Annotated in this window: 21 protein-coding genes; 5 read left to right on the plus strand and 16 right to left on the minus strand. The window is 73.1% G+C overall.

Annotated elements, in window-relative coordinates; all coding sequences use genetic code 11:
- From ACF061_RS38540 to ACF061_RS38610, 15 genes are all read right to left on the minus strand, one after another.
- Positions 1–166: flavodoxin-dependent (E)-4-hydroxy-3-methylbut-2-enyl-diphosphate synthase (locus ACF061_RS38540; protein WP_392271701.1), on the minus strand; the 166-nt coding region annotated here is incomplete at its 3' end.
- A 4-nt stretch (positions 167–170) separates the two neighbouring features.
- The gene (gene hpnH / locus ACF061_RS38545; protein ID WP_392271680.1) at positions 171–1,193 is read right to left on the minus strand and encodes an adenosyl-hopene transferase HpnH; all 1,023 of its coding nucleotides are present in this window, start codon (positions 1,191–1,193) and stop codon (positions 171–173) included.
- 5 nt (positions 1,194–1,198) lie between these two features.
- Entirely contained in the window at positions 1,199–1,888 is a 690-nt protein-coding gene (locus tag ACF061_RS38550; protein ID WP_392271681.1) for a 1-hydroxy-2-methyl-2-butenyl 4-diphosphate reductase, read from the minus strand.
- On the minus strand, positions 1,888–3,936 hold the full coding sequence (shc, locus tag ACF061_RS38555; RefSeq protein WP_392271682.1) for a squalene--hopene cyclase: 2,049 nt from the start codon (positions 3,934–3,936) through the stop codon (positions 1,888–1,890). The genes ACF061_RS38550 and shc overlap by 1 nt, the downstream gene beginning before the upstream one ends.
- Before the next feature lie 117 nt (positions 3,937–4,053).
- Positions 4,054–5,118, minus strand: coding sequence for a polyprenyl synthetase family protein (locus tag ACF061_RS38560; protein ID WP_392271702.1), 1,065 nt, complete (start codon positions 5,116–5,118; stop codon positions 4,054–4,056).
- Between the two features lie 74 nt (positions 5,119–5,192).
- Positions 5,193–6,704 (minus strand): hydroxysqualene dehydroxylase HpnE, encoded by a 1,512-nt coding sequence (hpnE, locus tag ACF061_RS38565; protein ID WP_392271683.1) that lies wholly within the window; start codon positions 6,702–6,704, stop codon positions 5,193–5,195.
- A 136-nt stretch (positions 6,705–6,840) separates the two neighbouring features.
- Positions 6,841–7,791, minus strand: coding sequence for a presqualene diphosphate synthase HpnD (hpnD, locus tag ACF061_RS38570; RefSeq protein ID WP_392271684.1), 951 nt, complete (start codon positions 7,789–7,791; stop codon positions 6,841–6,843).
- On the minus strand, positions 7,788–8,711 hold the full coding sequence (gene hpnC / locus ACF061_RS38575; protein WP_392271685.1) for a squalene synthase HpnC: 924 nt from the start codon (positions 8,709–8,711) through the stop codon (positions 7,788–7,790). The genes hpnD and hpnC overlap by 4 nt, the downstream gene beginning before the upstream one ends.
- 331 nt (positions 8,712–9,042) lie before the next feature.
- Positions 9,043–9,855, minus strand: coding sequence for an ABC transporter ATP-binding protein (locus ACF061_RS38580; RefSeq protein ID WP_392271686.1), 813 nt, complete (start codon positions 9,853–9,855; stop codon positions 9,043–9,045).
- Positions 9,848–10,777, minus strand: a complete 930-nt coding sequence (locus ACF061_RS38585) for an ABC transporter permease (RefSeq protein ID WP_392271687.1) — start codon at positions 10,775–10,777, stop codon at positions 9,848–9,850. The genes ACF061_RS38580 and ACF061_RS38585 overlap by 8 nt, the downstream gene beginning before the upstream one ends.
- A 102-nt stretch (positions 10,778–10,879) precedes the next feature.
- Complete coding sequence (locus ACF061_RS38590; RefSeq protein WP_392271703.1) at positions 10,880–11,752, minus strand: glycosyltransferase family 2 protein; 873 nt, start codon at positions 11,750–11,752, stop codon at positions 10,880–10,882.
- 20 nt (positions 11,753–11,772) lie between these two features.
- Positions 11,773–12,552, minus strand: coding sequence for a CDP-alcohol phosphatidyltransferase family protein (locus ACF061_RS38595; protein WP_392271688.1), 780 nt, complete (start codon positions 12,550–12,552; stop codon positions 11,773–11,775).
- Positions 12,530–13,594 (minus strand): iron-containing alcohol dehydrogenase family protein, encoded by a 1,065-nt coding sequence (locus ACF061_RS38600; RefSeq protein ID WP_392271689.1) that lies wholly within the window; start codon positions 13,592–13,594, stop codon positions 12,530–12,532. The genes ACF061_RS38595 and ACF061_RS38600 overlap by 23 nt, the downstream gene beginning before the upstream one ends.
- Positions 13,582–14,334, minus strand: coding sequence for a sugar phosphate nucleotidyltransferase (locus ACF061_RS38605; protein ID WP_392271690.1), 753 nt, complete (start codon positions 14,332–14,334; stop codon positions 13,582–13,584). Before ACF061_RS38605 ends, ACF061_RS38600 begins: the two co-directional genes overlap by 13 nt.
- A complete protein-coding gene (locus ACF061_RS38610) occupies positions 14,331–16,133 on the minus strand; it encodes a DUF5941 domain-containing protein (RefSeq protein WP_392271691.1) in 1,803 nt (600 codons plus the stop codon). The genes ACF061_RS38605 and ACF061_RS38610 overlap by 4 nt, the downstream gene beginning before the upstream one ends.
- 419 nt (positions 16,134–16,552) lie before the next feature.
- On the opposite strand from ACF061_RS38610, the gene galE reads away from it, so the two are divergent.
- The 3 genes from galE (at position 16,553) to idi (ending at position 19,523) form a co-directional block, all read left to right on the plus strand.
- A complete protein-coding gene (gene galE, locus ACF061_RS38615) occupies positions 16,553–17,524 on the plus strand; it encodes a UDP-glucose 4-epimerase GalE (protein ID WP_392271692.1) in 972 nt (323 codons plus the stop codon).
- A 134-nt stretch (positions 17,525–17,658) separates the two neighbouring features.
- Positions 17,659–18,591 carry a cation diffusion facilitator family transporter gene (locus ACF061_RS38620; protein ID WP_392271693.1) on the plus strand — a complete coding sequence of 311 codons (933 nt, stop codon included), beginning with the start codon at positions 17,659–17,661 and terminating at the stop codon, positions 18,589–18,591.
- Between the two features lie 341 nt (positions 18,592–18,932).
- Positions 18,933–19,523: an isopentenyl-diphosphate Delta-isomerase gene (gene idi, locus ACF061_RS38625; RefSeq protein WP_392271694.1), complete on the plus strand. Its 591-nt coding sequence runs from the start codon at positions 18,933–18,935 to the stop codon at positions 19,521–19,523.
- A 27-nt stretch (positions 19,524–19,550) separates the two neighbouring features.
- Here idi and ACF061_RS38630 read toward each other — a convergent pair whose 3' ends face one another.
- Complete coding sequence (locus tag ACF061_RS38630; protein ID WP_392271704.1) at positions 19,551–20,054, minus strand: ATP-binding protein; 504 nt, start codon at positions 20,052–20,054, stop codon at positions 19,551–19,553.
- 316 nt (positions 20,055–20,370) lie between these two features.
- Between ACF061_RS38630 and ACF061_RS38635 the strand changes: the two genes are divergently transcribed.
- Entirely contained in the window at positions 20,371–21,117 is a 747-nt protein-coding gene (locus ACF061_RS38635; protein ID WP_392271695.1) for an enoyl-CoA hydratase/isomerase family protein, read from the plus strand.
- A gap of 465 nt (positions 21,118–21,582) precedes the next feature.
- Positions 21,583–23,961 (plus strand): Tex family protein, encoded by a 2,379-nt coding sequence (locus ACF061_RS38640; protein WP_392271696.1) that lies wholly within the window; start codon positions 21,583–21,585, stop codon positions 23,959–23,961.
- Positions 23,962–24,266 lie beyond the last annotated feature (305 nt).

Raw genomic sequence — 24,266 nt, forward strand, 5'->3', positions numbered from 1 at the left:
GGAGCGTGGCGCCCACGTCCGACGTACGGGTCGTGGTCATCGACTGCACCGACACCGGCGCGTCCCCGCCCACCGCCACCGGCCCGACCTGGATCCGCCGGCTCCTGCGGCGCTCGGCGGTCGGTCGGGCCGGTACCTCGGGAACGCCCAAGGGAACGGCGGTCACGGCCTCAGTCCCGGTTCCCGGAGACGGTCTCGCGCAAGGCGCGCAGGGACTCCTTCAGGGACCCCGTGGTGGCCAGCACGGCGGTGGGCTCGTAGCCGCAGTGCGCCATGCAGTTGGCGCAGCGCGGGTCCTTGCCGCGGCCGTACTTGTCCCAGTCGGTCTTCTCGATCAGCTCGCGGTACGTGGGGACGTAGCCGTCGCTCATCAGGTAGCAGGGCCGCTGCCAGCCGAAGAGCGAGTAGTTCGGGATCGCCCAGGCGGTGCACGGGAAGTCGACCTTGCCCTCGAGGAAGTCGAGGAACAGGGGCGAGTGGTTGAGCCGCCAGCGGGCGCGGTTGCCGCCCGCGAACGCCTTCTTGAACAGCTCGCGGGTCTGCTCCACGCCCAGGAAGTGCTCCTGGTCGGGCGCCTTCTCGTAGGCGTAGGCGGGCGAGATCATCATCTCGTCGACCTCGAGGTCGTCGTTGAGGAAGTTGAGGACCTCGATGACGGTCTGCGGCGTGTCGGTGTTGAAGAAGGTGGAGTTGGTGGTGACCCTGAAGCCCCGCCGCTTGGCCTCCTTGATGGCCGCCACGGCCTCGTCGAACACGCCCTCCTTCGCCACCGACTCGTCGTGCCGCTCACGCAGCCCGTCGATGTGCACGGCGAAGGCGAAATAGGGCGAGGGCCGGAACTTGTCCATCTTCTTGCGCATCAGCATCGCGTTGGTGCACAGGAAGACGTATTTGCGCTTGGCCACCAACTGGCGCACGATCTCGTCGATGTGCGGGTGCATCAGCGGCTCACCGCCCGCGATGGACACCATCGGCGCGCCCGACTCCAGGACGGCGCCCACTGCCTGGGCGACCGGCATGCGCTGCTTGAGCACCCCGGCCGGGTGCTGGATCTTGCCGCAGCCCTCGCACTTGAGGTTGCAGGCGAAGAGCGGTTCGAGCTCCACGATGAGCGGGAACTTGTCCCGCTTGCGCAGCTTCTGTTCGGCCAGATATGTCGCGACCTTGATGGACTGGCGCAGTGGCATGGCCATCTGGCTCACCTCCTGGGGAGCAGCACATTGCGGTGCCATTCGAAGAAAGTCGGCAGGACGGAACGGAGTACACGGAAAGCCGATATTCCACCGCTCACCGTGCCGATTCGGACGAGTTCGTGTTCTGGTGCGTCCACGACCACCCGGACGGCCGCGACCGGCCGGGCGCCCGCGCGCACGGCGCTCAGCAGGGTGGCCGCCGACTCCATGTCGACGGCGATCGCCCCGGTGGCGCGCAGGTCGGACCGCTCCGGCCCGCGCACCACGTGGTCGGAGCCGGTGAGCGGGCCGGTGTGGACGGTGCGGCCCGGCAGGACGCGGGTCAGCTCCTTGACGAGCAGTTCGGTGCCCACGCAGGGGACGCGGCCGCGCGGGTCCCGGGTCTCCTCCGCGACGACCAGGTCGCCGGGGTGCATACCCGGAGCGAGCCCCGCGCAGAAGCCCGTGGCCAGCACGGCCGCCCGCGCCAGCGCGGGACCGGCCAGGATCCGGGTGACGGAGCGCTCCGCCGCCCGGGGCCCCATGCCGGTGCGCAGCACGGTGACCGGCCCGCCCGCCTCCCCCGCGCCCGGCTCGGTCCCGGGGCGGGCGAGGTCCCGGTGCCGAGCCCGGCGGTCGCTCATGCGCAGGGCGAGGTGCTCGATGCCGAGCGCGCAGGCGATCAGCAGCGGGGCCGGGCCGGGCTGTGTGCTCATCAGCTCCCCTTGGCCTCGGCGAGGGGCCGGCCGGCCGCGCCGGCGCCGGTCGTGGTGCCGCCGGCGCGGCCGGCGAAGGGTTCACCGTGGACGTACCGGCCGAGCGCGGTGAGCGGGAACACCTGCCGGTAGAGGTGGTAGTTGATGGAGAAGTCCCAGGGGAAGCCGGTGCCGGTGAAGTAGGGCTCGTCCCAGGAGCCGTCCTCCCGCTGGGTGGCCGCCAGCCACTGGACGCCTCGCTCGACGGCCTCGGAGTCCTTCTCCCCCGCCGCCAGCAGGGCCATCAGCGCCCACGCGGTCTGCGAGGCGGTGGAGGCGCCGACGCCGCTCCACTTCTTGACGTCGTGGTAGGAGCGCAGGTCCTCGCCCCAGCCGCCGTCCTCGTTCTGCACCTTCTCCAGCCAGGCCACCGCCCGGCGGATCGCCGGGTGCGAGCCGGGCAGGCCGGCGGCGGCCAGGGCCGGGACGACGGACCCGGTGCCGTACAGGTAGTTGACGCCCCAGCGACCGAACCAGGAACCGTCCGGCTCCTGTTCGTCCAGCAGCCACTGGATGCCGCGCCGGGTGCGCGGGTCGTGGGACAGGCCCTCGATCGCGAGCATCTCCACGACGTGCGCGGTGACGTCGGCCGACGGCGGGTCGATGACCTCGCCGAAGTCGCAGAACGGCAGCCGGTTGGGGAAGGGGCTGGTGTTGTCGACGTCGAAGGCGCCCCAGGCGCCGTTCTTCGACTGCATGCCGAGGTTCCAGCGGACCCCGCGCCCGATGGCCTTGTCCAGCCGCTCCGGGTCGTGGTGCCTGACCCGGCGCAGGGCGAGCACCACCTCCGCGGTGTCGTCGATGTCGGGGTAGTTGTCGTTGTGGAACTCGAACGCCCAGCCGCCGGGCGGCAGTCCGGGTCGGCGCACCGACCAGTCGCCGGGGCGCACGATCTCCTCGCCCAGCATCCAGTCCGCGGCCTTCACCAGTTGCGGGTGGTCCGCGGGCACCCCGGCGTCGGCGAGCGCGATGGTGGCCAGGCAGGTGTCCCAGACCGGCGACTGGCAGGCCTCGATCATCCGGGCGCCGTCCTCGCGGCGTACGGCGAACCGGTCCAGCGACTCCAGGCCCGCGCGCATCACGGGGTGCTTGAGGTCGTAGCCCATCAGGTGCAGCGCGATGATCGAGTACACGGCCGGCGGCTGGATGCCGCCCCAGCAGCCGTCGTTCTCCTGCCTTTCGATGATCCAGCGGGCGGCGGTGTTCATCGCGGCCCGGCGCAGCCGCCTCGGCGCGACCCTGCGGTACGCCCGCAGCGCCTTGTCGATGCGCTGGAAGGCGCCGTCCCAGCTCGCCGCCGGGGCGAGCGGCCTGACGGGGTTGGGCCGGTCCGGGTCGAGGTGCAGCTCGTCCAGCGGGAAGGGGGCGGGGCGCACCGGCCGCTTGGCGGAGACGATGGTGAGCGGCACGATGGTCTGCCGGGCCCAGCAGCCGAAGTCGTAGATGTTGAGCGGGACCCACGTGGGGAAGTAGATGAGCTCGGGCGGGAGTTCGGGCAGGTCCTCCCATTTCCACCAGCCGAACAGGGCGAGCCAGATCCGGGTGAAGACGCGGGCGGCGGCGATGCCGCCCTGCTCGCGCACCCAGGCGGAGGCCTTCGCCATGTGCGGGGCGTCGGGCGCGTCGCCGGCCAGGCGGAGGGCGACGTAGGCCTCGATGGTGGTGGACAGCTCGCCGGGGCCGCCGTAGAAGGTGGCCCAGGTGCCGTCCTCACGTTGTTCACCGCGGATGAAGAGGGCGGCCGCGCGGGTGGTGTCCTCGTCCTGGATCCCCAGGAACTGGCGCAGCAGCAGGTCCTCGGCGTCCATCGTGACGTTGGTCTCGAGGTCGCCCTTCCACCAGCCCTCGGCGTCCTGCTGGCCGAGCAGGAAGTCGGTGGCGCGCCTGACGGCGTGTTCGGCGGCTTGGTGCACCCCGGCCGCCACGGGGGTGGTGATTACGCTTTCGCTGGCCGCGGCAGCGCGGGTCGGCAGTGTCGCCCCGGTGCTTCCGTCGGTCGTCGCTGTCATGGCTTCCCCTTCGTGCAGTCGTGCAAGTCGTGCTGCTGTGGGTCCGCCGTCGGCCGGTGTCTGGAACTTTCCGAGCACCGGCCGGCGACTACGCGAGGGTGTTCGAACCGATAGTGATCATCTCTTTCGTACGACGACGAAGTCGGCGAGCGCCGTGAACGCGGCCCGCACCCGGTCGGGCATGTCCACGGCGTCAAGGGCTTCGATGGCGATGGTGTGCTGACGGCGGGCCTCCCCGGCCGTCCACTCGCGGCCGCCGGCCTCCTCGATGAGGGCGGCGCGGGCCGCGAACTCCTCCTCGGAGAAGTTCTCGAAGTCGCTGCTCTTGGCATCGGCGGCGAGGATTTCACCGAGCCGCTCGGAGGCTTCGCCGCCCGCCGCGAGCGCGGCCACGACCGGCAGGGACTTCTTGCGCTGGCGCAGATCGCTCCAGGTCTGCTTGCCGGTGGCGTCCGGGTCGCCCCAGATGCCGAGGAGGTCGTCGACGGCCTGGAAGGCCAGGCCGAGGTGGTAGCCGTACTTCTCCAGGGTGTCGGCCGTACGGTCGTCGGCGCCGCCGAGCACCGCGCCGATGGAGCAGGCGCAGGCGAGCAGGGCGCCGGTCTTGTTGCCCTCCATCTCCAGGCACTCCTCGACGCTGACCCGGTCGCGGTGCTCGTAGGAGATGTCCTGGGCCTGCCCGTCGATCAGGGCGCGGGTGGCGGAGGTCAGCCGACGGGCGGCACGGCCGGCCTCGACCGTGCCGAGCTCCAGCAGCACCTCGTTGGCCAGGGCGAACAGGGCGTCGCCGACCAGGATGGCCTGGGCGGGGCCGTGCACCTTCCAGACGGTGTCGCGGTGCCTGCGCTGTTCGTCGCCGTCCATCAGGTCGTCGTGCAGCAGCGAGAAGTTGTGGACGAGTTCCACGGCCACCGCGCCGGGCACACCCGCCTCGGGAGCGGCGCCGGTGACCTCGGCGGACAGGACGGCCAGGGCGGGGCGCACGGCCTTGCCGCCGTCGCCGTCCGCCGGGTTGCCCTCGGCGTCGATCCAGCCGAAGTGGTAGGCGGCGACGGTGTCCATGGGAGGAGCCAGACGGTCGACGGCCCCTCGCAGGACCGGTGTGGCCAGCGTCCGGCCGCGCTCCAACAGCGCGGTCACGTCCACCGCGGTCCTCCGAGCGGCCGTCGAGGCCGGGGGCACAGTGGGCACAGTCTCTCCTCTTGTCGCGGTGCCGGAGGTGCGGGTGCGGCCTGCCGCGGCTCGTCGGTCTACCTTCACCGGATCCCACCTCGCTGGAACACGCCGGTTTCCCCGCGCTGTCGGCCGGGGGCCGGGGGGTTGTCCCCCGGGAAGGTGTGGTGGGCCGTCTCCTCGAGTGCGAAGAGCCGGCTGGGGCGGGGCCGGCCCAGGGCGCGCAGCGCGGCGTCCGCCGCGCTCACGCCGCTGCGGACCGCACTCTCCATGGTCGCGGGCCACCCGGTGGCGGTCCACGCTCCGGCCAGGTACAGGCCGGGGGCCTTGGTGCGGGCGCCGGGCCGCAGCCGTCCGACGCCGGGGGCCGGGGCGAACGTCGCCGTGCGCTCCCGGGTCACGAAGAAGTCCCGCACCTCGGCGCCGCGGGCCCGGGGCAGCAGCCGCCGCAGCTCGGGCAGGTAGCGCTCCCGCAGTACGGCGACGGGCGTGTCGATCTCGTCCTGCGCCACCGACTGCGACAGCGCCAGGTACTGGCCGTCCTCCAGTCCGGAGGCCCCGGTGCGGTCGAAGACCCACTGCACCGGGGTGCCGAGGGCGGCGACGAATGGCGCGGCGAGCACCTTGCGGTCGTAGACGACGTGGACGTTGAGGATCGGGGCGGTGCCGATCTCCAGCAGCCGCTGGGGGGCGTCCAGCGCGCCCGCCGGCAGCAGGTCGTGCGCCTCGCGCTGCGGTACGGCGAGGACGACCGCGTCGGCCTGGAGCGTCTCGCCGGGAACCTGGACGTTCCAGCGCCCGTTCCCGTTCTGGGAGACGGAGGTGACGCGTGTACGGACCTCGGTACGGACGCCCGCGGAGTCGAGCGCCTTGCGGGCCAGCTGGTCGTGCAGTTCGCCCAGCGGGACGTGCGCCCAGCCGATGTCGGCGGCGCCCGGGTCGGACAGCAGACCGGTCTTGAACACCATCGCGGCGAGCCCCAGGGAGGCGTCGGAGGCTCTCGCGTTGAGGGTGGCGACCCCGACGAGGTCCCACAGCGCCTCGATGGCCCGCGCCGACTGACCGTGCGCGGCCAGCCAGCCGGCGAAGTCCTGTGCGTCCAGGGCCGGGTCGGCGAGGTCGAGGGATTTGAGCGCGAGCGCGGCGCGGCCGACCCGGGCGCGCTCGGCGAGCGAGAGGTGCGGGTAGGCGGCCAGGCTGCGCCCCAGGTGCAGGGGTACGGGCAGCGGGTCGCGCCGTAGTCTGCCGAGCCGTCTTCCCTCGGGTCTGGCGAGGTCCAGGACGGGCACGTCGAGGCGGTCCTGGAGCGGGGCCAGCGCCGTGCCGTCGACGCGGTCGAGGAACCACCGGTAGGCGGTGCAGCAGCGCAGGTAGACGTGCTGTCCGTTGTCGACGGTGAGGTTCCCGCGCTGGAAGGAGAAGGCGAGGCCGCCCAGGCGTGGCCGGCTCTCCAGCAGCGTCACGCGCACACCGGCGTCGGAGAGCGCGAGCGCGGAGGTGAGCCCGGCGAGTCCGCCGCCGACCACGACCGCGTGCCGGCCGGCGGTCCCCCCTGGCCCGGTGACCGTTCCGTCCGGTCGCGTGCCGTCGGTCATCGCGCGCCCTCCCCTGTACGTCCGCCGCGGTGAGCCGGTGCGCAGTGGCCGGCCGTCGCCGTGAGTGACGCCGTCCGGCGCCGCGGGGTTGCCCGCCGGCCGGCGCCCGGGAATCCGCCCTGGGTCGGCCGGCCCATCAGGCGCGCCTCCTGACGGCCTGCCTGGTCACGTGCCGGGTGTCCAGCCCGGACAGGCCGCGCACGGCGACGTACGCCTTCTCGCGTCCGGGCAGGGAGACCCGCCCGCGCAGCACGGCCTCGGGGTCCCGCGCGATGCGGTCGAGCAGCCTGCGGTAGATGCCGGCCATGGCGGCGACGCAGGCGCCGCTGCGCCGGTCCAGCATGGGCAGCAGCTGGTAGCCCTCGGCGAACAGCGCGCGGGCGCGCCGCACCTCGAAGTGCACCAGGCCCGCGAAGTCGGAGCCCTCCGGCGGGGTGGGCCCGCGGAACCCGGCCGAGCAGCCGAACTTGGCGAGGTCGTCGGCGGGCAGGTAGGTACGGCCGCCCTCGGCGTCCTCGCGGACGTCCCGCAGGATGTTGGTGAGCTGCAGCGCCAGGCCCAGCGTGTCGGCGTACTCGGAGGCGCGTTCGGCGCCGCGCGCGCCGGGCTCGGTGCCGAACACGCCGAGCGAGAGCCGTCCGATGGCCCCGGCCACGCAGCGGCAGTAGACCTTGAGGTCGTCCCAGGTCTCGTAGGTCTCGCCGCGCACGTCCGCGAGGACGCCGTCGATGAGCTCGTCCAGGCCGCCGAGCGGGATCGGGAAGGCGCGCGCGGCGTGGGCGAGGGCGACGGCGACGGGGTCGGTGTCGTCGTCCTCGACCGCGCCCTCGCGGATCCGGCCGAGCAGTGCCCGGGTGTCCTGGAGCCGCGCGGCCTTGACGTCGTCCGTCAGCGCGCCGTCGCCGATGTCGTCGACCCGCCGGGAGAACGCGTACAGCGCCGACATCGCGCGGCGCTTGGGCGTCGGCAGCAGCCTGATGCCGTAGGCGAAGTTGCGCGCCTGCTGCCCGGTGACGGCCTCGCAGTAGCTGTAGGCGGCGAGTACCGGTGCGGACGCGTGCTGTTCCGACTCCACGTCCCGGATCACCCCTCTCCTCGCAGAGTCACGCCCGCCTCGCGCAGCAACTGCAACCTGCCGGGCTTGGGCGGGCCGGGAAGTACGTCGTATCCGGCGGCCGCGATCGCGCGGACCGCCGCCCTTCCCCCCGCCACGAAACCCGCGAGCAGCAGCCTCAGCCTGCCGTGGACGCTACCCACCAGGGGGGCGCCTTCATTCAGCAGATCGCGGGCGCGTTCCGCTTCGTACGCGACCAGGGCGCGCACCGACGCGCCGGCGGTGGGAACGGCGAGGTCCGCCTCCTGGACGTGGAAGCGCTTCATGTCCTCGGCGGGCAGGTAGACGCGGTCGCGGCCGAGGTCCTCCTTGACGTCCTGGAGGTGCTCGACGATCTGCAGGGCGGTGCAGACGGCGTCGGACCGGCGGATCCGCTCGGGTGACGCGGCGCCGGTGACGGCGAGGACGAGGCGGCCCACGGGGTTGGCGGACAGCTCGCAGTAGGCGAGGAGGTCGTCGTAGGTCTCGTAGCGCCTGATCAGCTGGTCCTGGCGGTTGGCCGCGATGAGGCCGAGGAACGGCTCGGGCGTCAGCGCGCGGCGGCGGACGGTGGGCTGGAGCCGGCGTAGCAGGGGGTGGCGGGGCGTGCCGTCGAAGACCCGGCGCAGATCCGCCTCGAAGGCGTCGAGGAGGACGAGGCGGTCCTCCGCCTCGGTGGCCGACACGCCGAGCAGCCGGGCGTCGGCGCCGCCGGGGGCCAGGTCTCCGTCGCCGATGTCGTCGACGAGCCGGGCGAAGCCGTAGACGGCCATGAGGTCGGCACGCCAGGCGCGGGGCAGGAAGAACGGCGCCACGGGGAAGTTCTCACCCGCGGCCTTGTCGAGGGTGGCGCGCTCCGGGTCCCGCGCCGCGGCTGCCGTCACCGTCCGCTGCCCGGGGCGGGGACGGCACATGCTGCGTTGAGCTGGGGAGTTTCCGTAGCCATTGCCGTCACATCTCCCGTTCTACACTGCCGACCCGACACACACTATTTCGGACACGCCGCCCTCGCCGCCCACGGGACGGCCCTGGTGGAGGGTGTCGCGCATTATCTCCCCACTTGCCGCTTTCCGGGACCGGTACAGCTTACGTTGTACAGCGCGGCCAGCCTCAGGGGGGTGTCCCACAGATCACAACAACACACCGATCGGTCTCAAGATTCCTAAGCCCGGCGGGAGTTGACGTTTCCTTTACGGACGTGGGGCCCCGCTGGAAAAGTTCCGGCGGGGCCCCGGGCGGGTCGGATCACCGGCCCGTGAACTTCTCGTACTCCTTGAGCACCTCTTCGGTGGGCCCGTCCATGCGCAGTTCCCCGCGTTCGAGCCACAGCACCCGGTCGCAGGTGTCACGGATCGACTTGTTGTTGTGGCTCACCAGGAAGACGGTCCCGGCCTCCTTGCGCAGCTCCCGGATGCGCTCCTCGGACCGCGTCTGGAAGGCGCGGTCGCCGGTGGCCAGGGCCTCGTCGATCATGAGGACGTCGTGGTCCTTGGCGGCTGCGATGGAGAACCGCAGCCGGGCCGCCATGCCGGAGGAGTACGTCCGCATCGGCAGCGTGATGAAGTCGCCCTTCTCGTTGATCCCGGAGAAGTCGACGATCTCCTGGTAGCGCTCCTTGATCTCCTCGCGCGACATGCCCATCGCCAGGCCGCCGAGGATGACGTTGCGCTCGCCGGTGAGGTCGTTCATCAGGGCGGCGTTCACGCCGAGGAGCGAGGGCTGGCCGTCGGTGTACACCTTGCCCTTCTCCGCCGGGAGCAGGCCGGCGATGGCGCGCAGCAGGGTGGACTTGCCGGAGCCGTTGGAGCCGATCAGCCCGATGGCCTCGCCGCGGTAGGCGACGAAGGAGACGCCCCGCACGGCGTGCACCTTGCGCACGCCCCGTGCCGTGTCCCCGGAGCCGCGCTTGAGGATGCGGCTGAGGGCGGCGGTGGCGCTGCCCTTGCCGGACCTGGCGCCGTTGACCCGGTAGACGATGTGCAGCTCGTCGGCGATGACGGTGGGGACCCGTGCCCCGCCGTCGCGCGCGGCGTCCCGCGCGGGGGTGGACTCAGCCACGGCCGTACCTCTCCTCCGACTTCCAGAAGAACACGAAACCGCCGGCGAACACGGCCACGGCCCAGAACAGCGCGAGCGCCCAGACGTGCGGCGGGAGGTTCGAGGCGCCGTAGTCGTCGATCAGCGCGAACCGCACGAGGTCCATGTAGACCGCGGCGGGGTTCGCCTGCATCAGCCGGATGAACCACTCCGGCTTCCCGGCGAGCATGCCGTTGATGGAGAACATCACGCCGGAGGCGTACATCCAGGTGCGCATGACGAACGGCATGAGCTGGGCGAGGTCGGGGGTCTTGGCCCCCAGCCGGGCCAGGACCAGCGCCAGCCCGGAGTTGAAGAGGAACTGCAGCACCAGGGCCGGCACGATCAGCAGCCAGGACGGCTTCGGGTAGCTGCCGAACCCGAGGATGATGACGACCACCACGAGCATCGAGAACAGCAGTTGCTGGAGCTGTTGCAGCGCGAAGGAGATCGGCAGGGAGGCGCGCGGGAAGTGCAGCGCGCGCACCAGGCCCAGGTTGCCGGAGATGGCGCGCACGCCCGCCATCACCGAGCTCTGGGTGAAGGCGAACACGAACACGCCCGTCACCAGGAACGGGATGTACGCGTCGTGGCTCATCCCCTTACTGGCCTTGAGGATGAGGCCGAAGATGAAGTAGTAGACGGCCGCGTTCAGCAGGGGGGTCGCCACCTGCCAGAGCTGGCCGAGCTTGGCCTGGCTGTACTGGGCGGTCAGCTTGGCCTGGGAGAAGGCGAGGATGAAGTGGCGCCGGCCCCAGAGCTGGCGTACGTACTCCCTGAGCGGGGGCCGGGCGCCGCTGACCGACAGACCGTACTTGGCGGCGAGCTTCGCCGCCGGGAGGCCCTCGTCGGGCGGCGCAGCCGCGCCGAGGGCGACGGCGCCGTCATGCGTTGTCTCACTCACAAGGGGGATACTTTCGTCTTCTCGGACGCAGCCTGTGCGGCTGTTCGGGCAGGGCGCGAGCACGGAACCGGGCGGGGCCCGGTTGCGCCGGGAACGAGCTTGTCAGATGACCGGCGGCCGGCCCAGCCGGGTGAGCCGCCACACCGTACGCCACTTCATGGGCCGGCGCGGTCCGCACGGGGCCGCCCACCCCTCCCGGAAGCCTCCGAACCAGGCCTTCAGGGCCGGGCGCGAGGGGCGGCGGGCGAGGGTGAGCAGCAGCCAGATGCCGAGGTAGACCGGGACCAGCAGGGCCGGCAGGTTGCGGCGGGCCAGCCAGACCCGGTTGCGGGCGACCATGCGGTGGTAGACCGCGTGCCGGGAGGGGGCGGTCGTCGGGTGGTACAGCACCATGTCGGACCGGTAGTCGATCATCCAGCCGGCGTCGAGGGCCCGCCATGCCAGGTCGGTTTCCTCGTGGGCGTAGAAGAACGCGTCCGGCAGGCCGCCGACCTCCGCGAAGACCTTGGTGCGGACGGCGTTCGCGCCGCCGAGGAAGGTGGTGACGCGGGAGGAGCGCATCGGGTCGGAGGCGCGCAGCCGCGGCACGTGCCGGCGCTGGGTGACCCCGGTGTCGGGGTCGGCGATGCGGAAGCTGATGATGCCGAGCCGGTCGTCGGCCGCGAAGGCGCGGCGGCACAGTTCGGCGGTGTCCTCGCGGGCCAGCAGCCCGTCGTCGTCGAGGAACAGCAGGATGTCGACGTCCCGGCCGCCGGGGCCGAAGGCCTCGATGCCGACGTTGCGGCCGCCGGGGATGCCGAGGTTCTCCGGCAGCTCGATCGTGCGGACGCCCGCGGGTACGTCCGGGACGGGCGAGCCGTTCCCGACGACGACGGCCTCGACCCGGCCGCCGTCCTGCCGGGCCACGGAGTCGAGCAGCGCCCGGAGCTCGTCGGGACGGTTGCCCATGGTGATGATCACCGCGCCGACGGTCAGCTCGGTCGCGTCCACCGCGCTCACCGCAGCCTGCTGGAGGCGAGGATGGACACCAGGTGCAGCAGGGTCTGCAGCAGCGCGATGCCGGCGAGGACGGCGGTGCCGAGCCGGGTGAAGAACAGGTCGCCCCTCGCCTGGTCCACGATCGCGAGGACCAGGATCAGCAGGGACGCCTCGATCCCGAGGATCAGCCGGTGGAACTTCAGCGCCCCGGCGGCCCGGCGGGCCAGCGCCATGCCGGAGGAGCGCGGCTCGGACGCCGCCTCCTTGACCGGGGGCAGTCCGCCCTGGTGCCGGGCGACACCGACGAGGTCGGTCTCCGCCTTGACGAGGATCGCGCCGAGCGCGGCCAGGGTCCCGAGGAAGGCCCAGAGCCAGTCGATCCGGCCGCCTCCCCACAGGTCGGCGGCGCGCAGACCGAGCCCGACCAGGACGGCGGCGTCGGTGAGGTAGGCCCCGACCCGGTCCAGGTAGACCCCGCCGAGCGAGAACTGCTGCTTCCAGCGCGCGACCTCGCCGTCGACGCAGTCCAGCAGGAGGTAGAGCTGGACCATGACCACGCCGAGCACGGCGCCCCAGATCCCCGGCACCAGCAGGGCCGGGGCGGCGAGGACGCCGAACACGGTCATCAGGTAGGTCAGCTGGTTGGGGGTGACCCGGGTGTTCACCAGGTGCCGGTCCACGCGCAGCGAGAGCTCGCGCATGTAGAGCCGGCCGGCCCAGTGCTCACCGCTCCGCCGGTCCTTCACCCCCGCGGGGTGGACTACCGGGCGGAGCTCAGCTACCGATGGCTTTTGCATAGTCGGCGTATGCGTCCCTGATCTGGTCGGTGGAGAGGTCGAGGTGTTCGAGGATGGTGTAGCGGCCGGGGCGGGTGTGCGGGGCGAAGTCGACGGCCTGCACGAACTCGTCCAGGTCGAAGCCGATCTCGCCCGGCAGGACGGGCAGGCCGTGGTGGCGCAGCACCTCGGCCATCTGCCCGGCCGTCTCCGTGTCGCCGCGCAGGAACGTGGCGAAGGCGCCGCCGAGGCCGCACTGCTCGCCGTGGAGCGCGTTGCGCTTGGGGAAGCGCAGGTCGAACGCGTGGCTGATCTCGTGGCAGGCGCCCGAGGCGGGCCGGCTGTCCCCGGCCACCGACATGGAGATGCCGCACAGGACCAGGGCCTCGGAGAGCGTGGTCAGGAACGGGTCGTCGCCGATGCCGCCGGGGTGCCGCAGCACCGCCTCGGCCGCCTGGCGGGCCATCGCCGCGGCCAGTCCGTCGACCTTCTCCCCGGTCTCCCGGTGCGAGAGCTCCCAGTCGGCCACGGCGGAGATCTTGCAGATCACATCGCCGATACCGGCCCGGACGTAGCGCACCGGGGCCTCACGGATCACATCGAGGTCGATGACGATGCCGATCGGGTTGGGCACGCCGTACGAGCCGCGGCCCGCGTCGTTGTCGAGCGTCGCGACCGGCGAGCACAGCCCGTCGTTGGCCAGGTTGGTGGCCACCGCGACCAGCGGCAGGCCCACGCGGGCGGCGGCGTACTTGGCGCAGTCGATGACCTTGCCCCCGCCGACGCCGACCACCGCGTCGTAGCGGCCGGCCTTCTTGATGGAGTCGGCGAGCCGGACGGCGCCGTCGATGGTGCCGTCCGCGTCCGCGAACCAGTCGGCGCCCGGGAAGGCAGGGCCGAACCGCTCGCGCAGCACCTGGCCGGAGCCGTTGCTGATGGCGAAGGCCAGCCGTCCCGAGGGCGAGATCCGCTCGTCGGAGAGGATCGCGGCCAGGTCGTCGAGGGCTCCGGGCCGGATGTCCACGACGATCGGCGAGGGGATGAGCCTCGTCAGTACCGGCACGCGATCTCCCGACCCTTGGCGAGGTCGTCGTGGTTGTCGATCTCGACCCACGCGACGTCGCCGATCGGCGCCACGTCGACCTTGAAGCCGCGGTTGACCAGCTCCTGGTAGCCGTCCTCGTAGTAGAGCTGCGGGTCCCGCTCGAAGGTGGCCTTCAGCGCGTCGGCCAGTTCCCCGGCCGCCTCGCCCTCGATCAGGGTCACGCCGATGTACTCGCCGGTGGCCTCGGCCGGGTCCATCAGCTTGGTGATCCGCCGCACGCCCTTGTCGGGGTCGACGACGACCTTCATCTCCTCCTCGGCCAGCGTCTTCACGGTGTCCAGCGCGAGGATGATCCTCTTGCCGTCGCCGCGGGCGGCCAGCAGGGTCTTCTCCACCGAGACCGGGTGGACGGTGTCGCCGTTGGCGAGGAGGACCCCGTCCTTCAGGGCGTCACGGCCGCACCACAGGGAGTAGGCGTTGTTCCACTCCTCGGCCTTGTCGTTGTCGATCAGGGTGATCTTCAGGCCGTACTTCTGCTCCAGGGCCGCCTTGCGCTCGTACACGGCCTCCTTGCGGTAGCCCACGATGATCCCGACCTCGGTCAGGCCCACCTCGGCGAAGTTGCCGAGCGCGATGTCGAGCACCGTGATGCTGTCCTCCGCACCCTCGGGCCCGACCGGCACCAGCGCCTTGGGCAGGGTGTCGGTGTAGGGGCGCAGGCGCCGTCCGGCGCCGGCCGCCAGCACGAGGCCGATCATGCGGGTTCTCCTTCGTCGTGTACGGCGGGCGCGCCGTCCTTGTGGGCGGCGACCCAGAAGCGGATGCTCTCGGTGAGCACCAGCACGGCCACGACCACGGCGAGGACCGTGAGCGCGACCTTGAACTGAACAGCGGTGAGCAGCGCGGCGAGCACGGCGGCGAGCAGCGTCCGCCCCTCCTGCCCCCCGATGGCGCGCACCAGCCGGGCCGGTGGCGCTCCGGCGTCGCCGCGGATGCGGTACACCGTGTCGTAGTGATGGTAGGCGACGGCCGCCACCAGGCCGAAAGCCGCCGGCAGCGCTCCGTTCACCTTGGCCTGGGCCGCCAGGATCAGGACGGTGCCGTATTCGGCGGCGCGGAAGAACGGGGGGACCAGCCAGTCCAGGGGGCCCTTGAGCGGGCGTGCGACGGCGGCCGCCGACAGCAGGACGTGGCCGACGGCGCACAGGACGGTCTGCCATCCCGCGCCCCACAGCAGGGCGGAGCAGGTCACGAGGGCGCCGCCGGCCAGTGCCAGGTAGGCCGCCGAGTGACGCGGGACACCGCGCGCGAAGCGGGCGAGCAGTTCGGCGAGCGGGCCGCTGTCGGCGAGGTCCGCGAGCGCCCGGGCCGCGCGGTCGGTGCGGGTGGCCCGGCGGGTCACGGAGCGCAGGACCCGGCCGGCGGTGGTGTAGGCGGCGGCGAAGGCGCAGCCGACGAGCAGCGCGTAGAAGGTGACGCGGGGGGTGGTGAGCGCGGTGAGGACGGCGATCATCGCCCAGCGCTCGCCGATGGGGAGGACGATCATCCGGCGCAGCCAGACCGTCCAGCCGACGCTGTCGAGCCGGTCGGAGAGGGCCGCGGTGGGGCTGGTGTTGGCGGTGGCGTCGTGGTTGGCCTCGTTGAACGAGAAGTCGACCACGTGCCGGCAGGTCTGCAGGACCATGGCGCCCAGGGCGAGGGCCCACACGTCGTCGCCGCCGCGGGCCGCGCCGAGGGCGAGGCCGGCGTAGTAGGCGTACTCCTTGGCCCGGTCGAAGGTGGCGTCCAGCCAGGCGCCGAGGGTGGAGTACTGCAGTGAGTAGCGGGCGAGCTGTCCGTCGGTGCAGTCCAGGACGAACGAGGCGATCAGGAGCACGCCGGCGGCGACGAATCCGCCGCGGGTGCCGGTGGCGGCGCAGCCGGCCGCTATGAGCGCGGTGAGCAGGGACGCGGTGGTGACCTGGTTGGGGGTCAGGCCGCGGCGCGCGCACCAGCGGGCGATGTAGCGCGAGTACGGGCTGATGAAGAAGGTGGTGAAGAAGCCGTCGCGGGCCTTGACCGCCGACTTCAGGCGGACGGCCTCGTCGTCCACGGCGGCGACGGCCTGGCGTGCCTCGTTGCGGGCCTGGGGGTCTTCGGGGACGGCGGCCACCAGGCTGCCCAGCTCGGGGCGGTGCACTTCGGCGCCGTCGGTGTCGAGGGCGGCGGCGATCCGGTCGGCGAGGCCGCCGCCGGCCGGCGCCGCGGAGTCGTCCTCGGAGTTCTCGCGGGCCATCGCGCGGGTGAGCGCCTGGCGGCCGGCCGGCTGCGCGGTCACGGCGCCGGGGACGGCGGCGAGCGGGAAGCGGGGGTCGGTCAGGCCCAGGCGCAGGGCGTGCGGGTGGCCGACGAAGGCGGCGTCGACGACGGCGACCCGCCGGTCGGCGGGGACCCGGGCGAGGAGGGTCTCGGCGTCACCGGCGTCGGCGGCGACCCGGACCTCGAAGCCGAGGGACCGCAGGTCGCCCTCGATCGACGACCCGGGGACCGGTTGACCGGTGAGGATGGCGGTCGACAACCGAACTCACTCCCTGGTGCCGACGCGTCCGCGCCGGTCATGTGCATGGTGGGGTGCCGCCTGCCTGAGGCACCCGGGCGGCATGTCGGCAGAGGCTATCGGATGCCGGGAAGCCCGCGTTCACCACCCGTTCACGGGCTGCTTCGACGCGGTCTGCCCCGCCTGCTCCGCGATCATCATGGGTGATCCGGGGGCCGGGCGACAAACTCCGCCCCGGTCCGGGCCTTCCCCCCTCCGCCCCAGACCGGGCATTCGTCGCATACCTCCGCGGGGCCCGAGGCCGCCGCCTTCGCACCGCCCTCGTGGGCCGCGGGGGCCGGTGGGCCGGAACGGGAAGGGGAACGGGGCCTGGGAGCGGGGCGGGGCGGCCCGGAGTGGCCGGGCGGGTCCGGCGCGGGTGCGGCATAGGGTGAGCGTCCATGACATGGCTGATCACCGGCGGAGCCGGGTACATCGGGGCGCATGTGACGCGGGTCATGACCGGGGCCGGGGAGCGGGTCGTGGTGCTCGACGACCTGTCGGCCGGGCACGCCGCGCGGCTGCCGCCCGACGTGCCGCTGGTACGCGGGTCGTCGCTGGACGGGGAGCTGCTCGCACGGGTGCTCGCCGAGCACGCGGTGACCGGTGTGGTGCACCTCGCCGCGCGCAAGCAGGTCGCCGAGTCGGTCGCGCGGCCGACCCGCTACTACCGGGAGAACGTCGGCGGCCTCGCGACCCTGCTCGACGCGGTGGCCGAGGCCGGAGTCGGACGGTTCCTGTTCTCCTCGTCGGCCGCCGTCTACGGCAACCCGGACGTGGACCTCATCACCGAGGACACCCCGTGCGCCCCGGTGAACCCCTACGGCGAGACCAAGCTCGCCGGGGAATGGCTGGTCCGGGCGGCGGGACGGGCGCACGGCATCGCGACGGCGTGCCTGCGCTACTTCAACGTGGCCGGCGCCGCCGCTCCGGAGCTCGCCGACACCGGCGTCCACGACATCGTGCCCATGGTCTTCGACCGCCTCACCCGCGACGAGGCCCCGCGGATCTTCGGCGACGACCACCCGACGCCGGACGGCACCTGCGTGCGCGACTACCTCCATGTCGCCGACCTCGCGGACGCCCACCTCGCCGCCGCCCGGCGGCTCGCCGACCCGGGCGCGACCGGCGACCTGACGCTGAACATCGGCAGCGGCGAGGGCGTGTCCGTGCGCGAGCTGATCACCGCCGTCGGCGAGGCGACCGGCGACCGGCGGGCCCCGCTCGTCGAGGCCCGGCGTCCCGGGGACGCGCCGCGCGCCGTCGCCTCGACCGAGCGGGCCGCTGCGGAGCTGGGCTGGCGGGCCCGGCGCGGGGTGCCCGAGATGGTCTCCTCGGCCTGGCGGGGGTGGCTGTCGCAGCACGGCGCCTGAGCCCTCCAACGCCCTGACCTGCACTTCGTTTGCGCAGGTCAGGGCACATGACAACGGTGTTCAGTGCCGCGTTGCCCGATACCCCCCACCCGTAGTTGACTGTGGTCCCCGACGGAACACAGAAGGGTGGTCTCATGGGGGCCGGTCACGACCACGGGCACACGCACGGCGCCACCGGCACGGCGGCCGCGGCGCATGTCGGCACACTGCGCGTCGCGCTGTCGATCACGCTCGCCGTCATGGTGGTGGAGATCGTCGGCGGGGTGATGGCGGACTCACTGGCACTGGTGGCGGACGCCGCCCACATGGCGACGGACGCCCTGGGCCTCGGCATGGCGCTGCTCGCCATCCACGTCGCCAACCGCCCGCCGAGCCGCAACCGCACCTTCGGCCTCGCCCGCGCCGAGATCCTCGCCGCGCTCGCCAACTGCCTGCTGCTGCTCGGCGTCGGCGGTTACGTCCTCTACGAGGCGGTGCAGCGGTTCGTCACCCCGGCCGACACCCATGGCGGTCTGATGATCGTCTTCGGTCTGATCGGCCTGGCGGCGAACTCCGTCTCCCTGGTGCTGCTGATGCGCGGCCAGAAGGAGAGCCTGAACGTGCGCGGCGCCTTCCTGGAGGTGGCCGCGGACGCGCTCGGCTCGCTGGCGGTCATGATCTCGGCGGCGGTCATCCTGCTCACCGGCTGGCAGGCCGCCGACCCGATCGCCTCCCTGGCCATCGGGCTGCTGATCGTCCCGCGCACCGTCAAGCTGCTGCGCGAGACCCTCGACGTGCTGCTGGAGGCGGCCCCGAAGAACGTCGACATGGCCGAGGTGCGGGCGCACATCCTGGCCCTGGACGGCGTCGAGGACGTGCACGACCTGCACGTCTGGACGATCACCTCCGGTCTTCCGGTGCTGTCCGCGCACGTCGTCGTCAGCTCCGACCTGCTGAGCGCCATCGGCCACGAGAAGCTGCTGCACGAGTTGCAGGGCTGCCTCGGGGACCACTTCGACGTGGAGCACTGCACCTTCCAGCTCGAACCGAGCGGGCACGCCGAGCACGAGGCCCGCCTGTGCCACTGACGCCCGGCCGGCCGGGCGCTCCGTGCCCGGCCGGGCGGCCGAGGGCCTGCTCCCTGCCCCCGCCCGGCCACCCGCCGGTGCCGGGCGGTGGCCGAGCGCCGCTCGCCGCCGCGCCACCGCCGCCGCGCCACCGCCGGCGCGGGGCCCCGCCGGCCCGGGGCGTCCGGACGGTTCCGGGCCCGTCGCGCCGGGCACGATCATCTACCGGGTTCCGCTTGCAGCGGACCGGCGACGACCGCCGGGCACCGCTTGGCGCAGGACATGCGGGTGTGCCGGGAAGGCCGGGAGCGCCGGTTTCGTACGGCAGACTTGGGACCCGAGGACCGATGTGAAGGATGGGTATGCCGATCACACCTGCCACCGCGACGCACAGCTCGTCGAACGGCACCGCGGACGCGATCTTGCTGGAACTCGTCGACGAGGACGGCGTGACGATCGGCACCGAGGAGAAGCTCGCCGCCCATCAGCCGCCCGGGCGGCTGCACCGCGCCTTCTCCGTGTTCCTCTTCGACGAGCAGGGGCGGCTGCTGCTCCAGCAGCGGGCGCTCGGCAAGTACCACTCCCCCGGTGTGTGGTCCAACACCTGCTGCGGCCACCCCTACCCCGGTGAGTCGCCCTTCGCGGCGGCCGCCCGGCGCACGTACGAGGAACTGGGCGTCTCGCCCTCGCTCCTCGCCGAGGCGGGCACCGTCCGCTACAACCACCCGGACCCGGCCTCCGGCCTGGTCGAGCAGGAGTACAACCACCTCTTCGTCGGCCTGGTGCAGGCCCCGCTGCGGCCGGACCCGGAGGAGGTCGGCGGGACGGCGTTCGTGACCCCCGCGGAACTGGCCGAGCGGCACGCGAAGGACGCCTTCTCCGCCTGGTTCATGACCGTGCTGGACGCGGCCCGCCCGGCGGTCAGGGAGCTGACCGGCGCCGCGGGCTGGTGAGCCCCGCCGGCCGGTGACGGCGCCGGCTCACCGCGCGGGCCCGAGCGGCAGGGCGACCCAGACCACCTTGCCGCCGCCCGCCGTGTGCTCGACGTCGTAGGCCCCCCCGGCCTCCCGGGCGATCTCGCGGACCAGCAGCAGCCCGCGCCCGCCGGTCCGCCCGTGATCGGTCTCGAGCGCGCTCGGCCGGTAGGGGTGGTCGTCCTCCACGGCCACCCGCACCCACTCGGCGCCGACGGCGACCTCCACGGCGAGCATCGGCGACAGCACCGCCGCGTGCCGCACGGCGTTCGTGACCAGCTCGGACACGATCAGCAGCAGCCCGTGGACCAGATCGCCCGGGGCCGGAACGCCCTGGCGCCGCAGCAGGTCCCGTACCGCGTGCCGGGCCTGCGGGACCGAGGCCTCGACGGCGGGCGCGGTGAACCGCCACACCCCTTCGTACGGCAGCGGGTCCGGCGGCTCGGCGTTCAGGGGTGCCTCCGTGCCGCCCGCTGGGCGCGGGCCGTCCCCGCGCCCGTGGTCGTCCATCGTCCGATCGCCGTCCTCGCGCTCGATTGTCACCACACGTCGAGTGTTGGCAACCCGGCGCCCGCCCCCAAGCAGTGAACACAAGTAGGCTGCTTGGCAGCGCTTTGGGACCGCCTGTGTGCGCCCCACACCCGAGTGCGACCGGTTCTGCCAGGTCCGCGCCGCCTTCACGCACTCTTCGGGTTGTACGGGTTCGGTGCGGGTTCCGCGTCCCCCGACCCCTCCGTCGCCGGAGCGTGACCGCCGTCCGCCCGGTCCCGGTCAAACACCCGGGCGACGTGATCGCACATCCGGGCGAGCGGATAGCATCCGGCCCATGGAGCCGCAGCTGCTGCACGAGGTCACCGACGCGGTCGCCACCGTCGTCGTGCACCACCCGGCCAAACGCAACGCCATGACCGCCGCGATGTGGCGGGCGCTGCCCCCGCTCCTCGACACCCTGGCGGCCGACCCCCGGGTGCGGGCGCTGGTGCTGACGGGCGCGGGCGCGACGTTCTGCGCCGGAGCGGACATCTCCACGCTGCGCGGCTCGCCGCGGGAGGCGCAGCGCCTCGCGGTGCTGGCGGAGGAGGCGCTGGCGGCGTTCCCGAAGCCGACGCTGGCGGCGGTGCGCGGGCACTGCGTGGGCGGCGGCGCCCAGCTCGCCGCGGCCTGCGATCTGCGGTTCGCCGAGGCGGGAGCGCTGTTCGGGGTGACGCCGGCGAAGCTGGGGATCGTCTACCCCGCCTCCGCCACCCGGCGGCTGGTGTCCCTGGTGGGCCCGGCCACCGCCAAGTACCTCCTCTTCTCGGGCGAGTTGATCGACACGGACCGGGCACTGCGCACGGGCCTGGTCGACGAGGTGCTGCCCGAGGGCGAACTCGACGAGCGGGTCGCCGATTTCGCCCGGATCCTGACCGCCCGCTCACAGCTCACCCAGGCCGCCGCGAAGGAGTTCGCGAACGGCCGCACGGACCGGGACGCCCACTGGGCCGGACAGGCCCGGGACAGCGGCGAGACCGCGGAAGGGGTCGCCGCGTTCCTGGAGCGCAGGGCGCCGCGCTTCACCTGGGGCGTGCGGTAGACCGGGGCCCGTTCGCGGGCGGAGCGGCCGTCGGCGCGCGACCCCCGTCGAGGCGGGCGGGGTCCGGTGGGCCGGCGCCGTGGGGCCGCCGCGCCCGGACGCGGTCCGGGCGCACGTGCCCGGCGCCGCGCCCGGCCCCCGCCCGAGGGACGCGGGCGCATGCGCCGGGGCGCCCGAGGTGCCCGTGTTCCGCCCGCCGAAGCGGCGGGCCGCCCGCACCCGGGCGCGGCCTCCGCGGCCGGGAGAGGAGAAGGAGTCCACCGTGTTCCGTGCCCGCGCGGACGTCCTGCGGCAGCTCGGCCGCGCCGCGCCACGGTGGTGACCCTGCCGTTCCGGGCCCTGGTCCGGGGCCTCGGCGCGGCCTGACCGGAACCCGCCCCGCCGCGCCCCGCCCTGATCCCCGGTCGCCGTCGCCACCTGCCACAATTGCGGCGCAACCCGAAGCGGAGAAGGCGGTACGGGAACGTGACGACACCCCTCACAGGGTCCATCGAAGGCAGGATCGCCGAGGAGCTCGGCGTACGGGAGCGGCAGGTCAAGGCCGCCGTGGAGCTGCTCGACGGCGGTTCGACGGTGCCCTTCATCGCCCGCTACCGCAAGGAAGCGACCGAGATGCTCGACGACGCGCAGCTGCGCACGATCGAGGAGCGGCTGCGCTATCTGAGGGAGCTGGAGGATCGGCGGACCTCGATCCTGGAGTCGGTGCGCGAGCAGGGCAAGCTCACCGACGAGCTCCGGGAGCGGATCCTGGGCGCACAGACCAAGGCGCGGCTGGAGGACATCTACCTGCCGTACAAGCCGAAGCGGCGGACCAAGGCGCAGATCGCGCGCGAGGCCGGCCTGGAGCCGCTGGCCGAGGGCCTGCTCGCCGACCCGTCCGTGGACCCGCTCGCCGCGGCGGCGGCCTTCGTGGACGCCGGCAAGGGGGTCGCCGACCCGCAGGCCGCCCTGGACGGCGCCCGGGCGATCCTCACCGAGCGGTTCTCGGAGGACGCCGACCTGATCGGCGAGCTGCGCGAGCGCATGTGGGTGCGCGGGCGGCTGACGGCCAAGGTGCGGGACGGCAAGGAGGAGGCGGGCGCCAAGTTCGCCGACTACTTCGACTTCACCGAGCCGTTCACCGACCTGCCCTCGCACCGGGTCCTCGCGATGCTGCGCGGCGAGAAGGAGGAGGTCCTCGACCTCGTCCTGGAGCCCGAGGAGCCGACCGACGGCCCGTCCTCGTACGAGGGGATCGTGGCCCACCGGTTCGGCGTCTCCGACCGGGGCAGGCCGGCCGACAAGTGGCTCCGCGACACGGTCCGCTGGGCCTGGCGCACCAGGATCCTCGTCCACCTCGGCATCGACCTGCGGCTCAGGCTGCGTACCGCCGCCGAGGACGAGGCGGTGAACGTGTTCGCGGCCAACCTGCGCGACCTGCTGCTGGCCGCCCCGGCCGGCACCCGCTCGACGCTGGGCCTGGACCCGGGCTTCCGTACCGGGGTGAAGGTGGCGGTGGTGGACGCGACCGGCAAGGTCGTCGCCACGGACGTGATCCACCCGCACGTCCCGGCCAACAAGTGGGACGAGGCGATCGCCAGGCTGGCGCGCCTCGCCGAGCAGCACGCGGTCGAGCTGATCGCCATCGGCAACGGCACGGCGTCCCGGGAGACCGACAAGCTCGCCGGCGAACTCATCGCCAGGCACCCGGAGCTGAAGCTCACCAAGGTGATGGTGTCGGAGGCCGGAGCGTCGGTGTACTCGGCGTCCGCCTACGCCTCCCAGGAACTGCCGGACATGGACGTGTCGCTGCGCGGCGCGGTGTCCATCGCGCGCCGGCTCCAGGACCCGCTGGCCGAGCTGGTGAAGATCGACCCCAAGTCCATCGGGGTCGGCCAGTACCAGCACGACCTGTCCGAGGTGAAGCTGTCCCGCTCGCTGGACGCGGTGGTCGAGGACTGTGTGAACGGCGTGGGCGTGGACGTCAACACGGCGTCCGTGCCGCTGCTCGCCCGGGTCTCCGGCGTCACCGGCTCGCTCGCGGAGAACATCGTGGCGCACCGGGACGCCAACGGGCCGTTCACCTCGCGCGCGCAGCTCAAGAAGGTCTCGCGGCTCGGCCCGAAGGCCTACGAGCAGTGCGCGGGCTTCCTCCGGATCCGCGGCGGCGACGACCCGCTGGACACCTCCAGCGTGCACCCCGAGGCGTACCCGGTGGTCCGGCGCATGGTGAAGACCACGGGCCAGGAGGTGGCCTCCCTCATCGGCAACACCGGGGTGCTGCGCTCGCTGAAGCCTGCCGACTTCGTGGACGACACCTTCGGTCTGCCGACGGTCACCGACATCCTCAGGGAGCTGGAGAAGCCGGGGCGCGACCCGCGGCCGGCGTTCCGGACCGCGACCTTCAAGGAAGGTGTCGAGAAGATCTCCGACCTGTCCTCCGGGATGGTCCTGGAGGGCGTGGTGACGAACGTGGCGGCCTTCGGCGCGTTCGTGGACGTCGGCGTCCACCAGGACGGCCTGGTGCACGTCTCGGCGATGTCGAGGACGTTCGTCAAGGACCCGCGCGACGTGGTCAAGCCGGGCGACATCGTCAAGGTGAAGGTGCTGGACGTCGACATCCCGCGCAAGCGGATCTCGCTGACGCTGCGCCTGGAGGACGAGGCGGCGCCGAAGGACGGGCAGGACAGGCAGGGCGGCGGCGGTGAGCGGCGGCAGCGCGGCGGGCGTCCGCCGCAGCAGCGCCAGAACCAGGGCCGGGGCGGTGGCGGCGGCTCGCGTCAGGCGCCCGCGCCCGCCAACAGCGCGATGGCCGACGCCCTGCGCCGTGCGGGTCTGCTCGACTCGAAGAACGGCCGCCGCTGACGCGTGGCGCCGGGCCCGCTCCACCGTGGTGCCGGGCCCGCTCCACCGTGGTCCCGGATGCGCCGCGCGGTGCGGCGGGTCCGGGACCACGGTGGTCGCGCCGGTCGTGCCGGGCATGCGCCTACGGACTCTTTCGCGGCGCCGAAGCGCCGTCGCGGATCCCGGTGGAGCGTCCCGGCGGGGGCCGGGGACGCAGTGCGGCGAGGAGCCGGCGGATCGCTCCGTGAGAGTCGGCGCGCCGTCGCCACGAAGGCCGGTGGACCGCTCAGCGAGGGCCGACGGACCGTCGCCGCGACCGCCGGCGG

This window comes from Streptomyces sp. NPDC015220 (assembly GCF_043079345.1).
Classification (GTDB): Bacteria; Actinomycetota; Actinomycetes; order Streptomycetales; family Streptomycetaceae; genus Streptomyces.

Bases quoted from the DNA above. Each gene is read 5' to 3' on its own strand.
- hpnH (WP_392271680.1), bottom strand. From the start codon at position 1,193: ATGGCCATGCCACTGCGCCAGTCCATCAAGGTCGCGACATATCTGGCC.
- ACF061_RS38550 (WP_392271681.1), bottom strand. From the start codon at position 1,888: ATGAGCACACAGCCCGGCCCGGCCCCGCTGCTGATCGCCTGCGCGCTC.
- shc (WP_392271682.1), bottom strand. From the start codon at position 3,936: ATGACAGCGACGACCGACGGAAGCACCGGGGCGACACTGCCGACCCGC.
- hpnE (WP_392271683.1), bottom strand. From the start codon at position 6,704: ATGACCGACGGCACGCGACCGGACGGAACGGTCACCGGGCCAGGGGGG.
- hpnC (WP_392271685.1), bottom strand. From the start codon at position 8,711: ATGTGCCGTCCCCGCCCCGGGCAGCGGACGGTGACGGCAGCCGCGGCG.
- ACF061_RS38595 (WP_392271688.1), bottom strand. From the start codon at position 12,552: ATGCAAAAGCCATCGGTAGCTGAGCTCCGCCCGGTAGTCCACCCCGCG.
- ACF061_RS38605 (WP_392271690.1), bottom strand. From the start codon at position 14,334: ATGATCGGCCTCGTGCTGGCGGCCGGCGCCGGACGGCGCCTGCGCCCC.
- galE (WP_392271692.1), top strand. From the start codon at position 16,553: ATGACATGGCTGATCACCGGCGGAGCCGGGTACATCGGGGCGCATGTG.
- ACF061_RS38620 (WP_392271693.1), top strand. From the start codon at position 17,659: ATGGGGGCCGGTCACGACCACGGGCACACGCACGGCGCCACCGGCACG.
- idi (WP_392271694.1), top strand. From the start codon at position 18,933: ATGCCGATCACACCTGCCACCGCGACGCACAGCTCGTCGAACGGCACC.
- ACF061_RS38630 (WP_392271704.1), bottom strand. From the start codon at position 20,054: ATGGACGACCACGGGCGCGGGGACGGCCCGCGCCCAGCGGGCGGCACG.
- ACF061_RS38635 (WP_392271695.1), top strand. From the start codon at position 20,371: ATGGAGCCGCAGCTGCTGCACGAGGTCACCGACGCGGTCGCCACCGTC.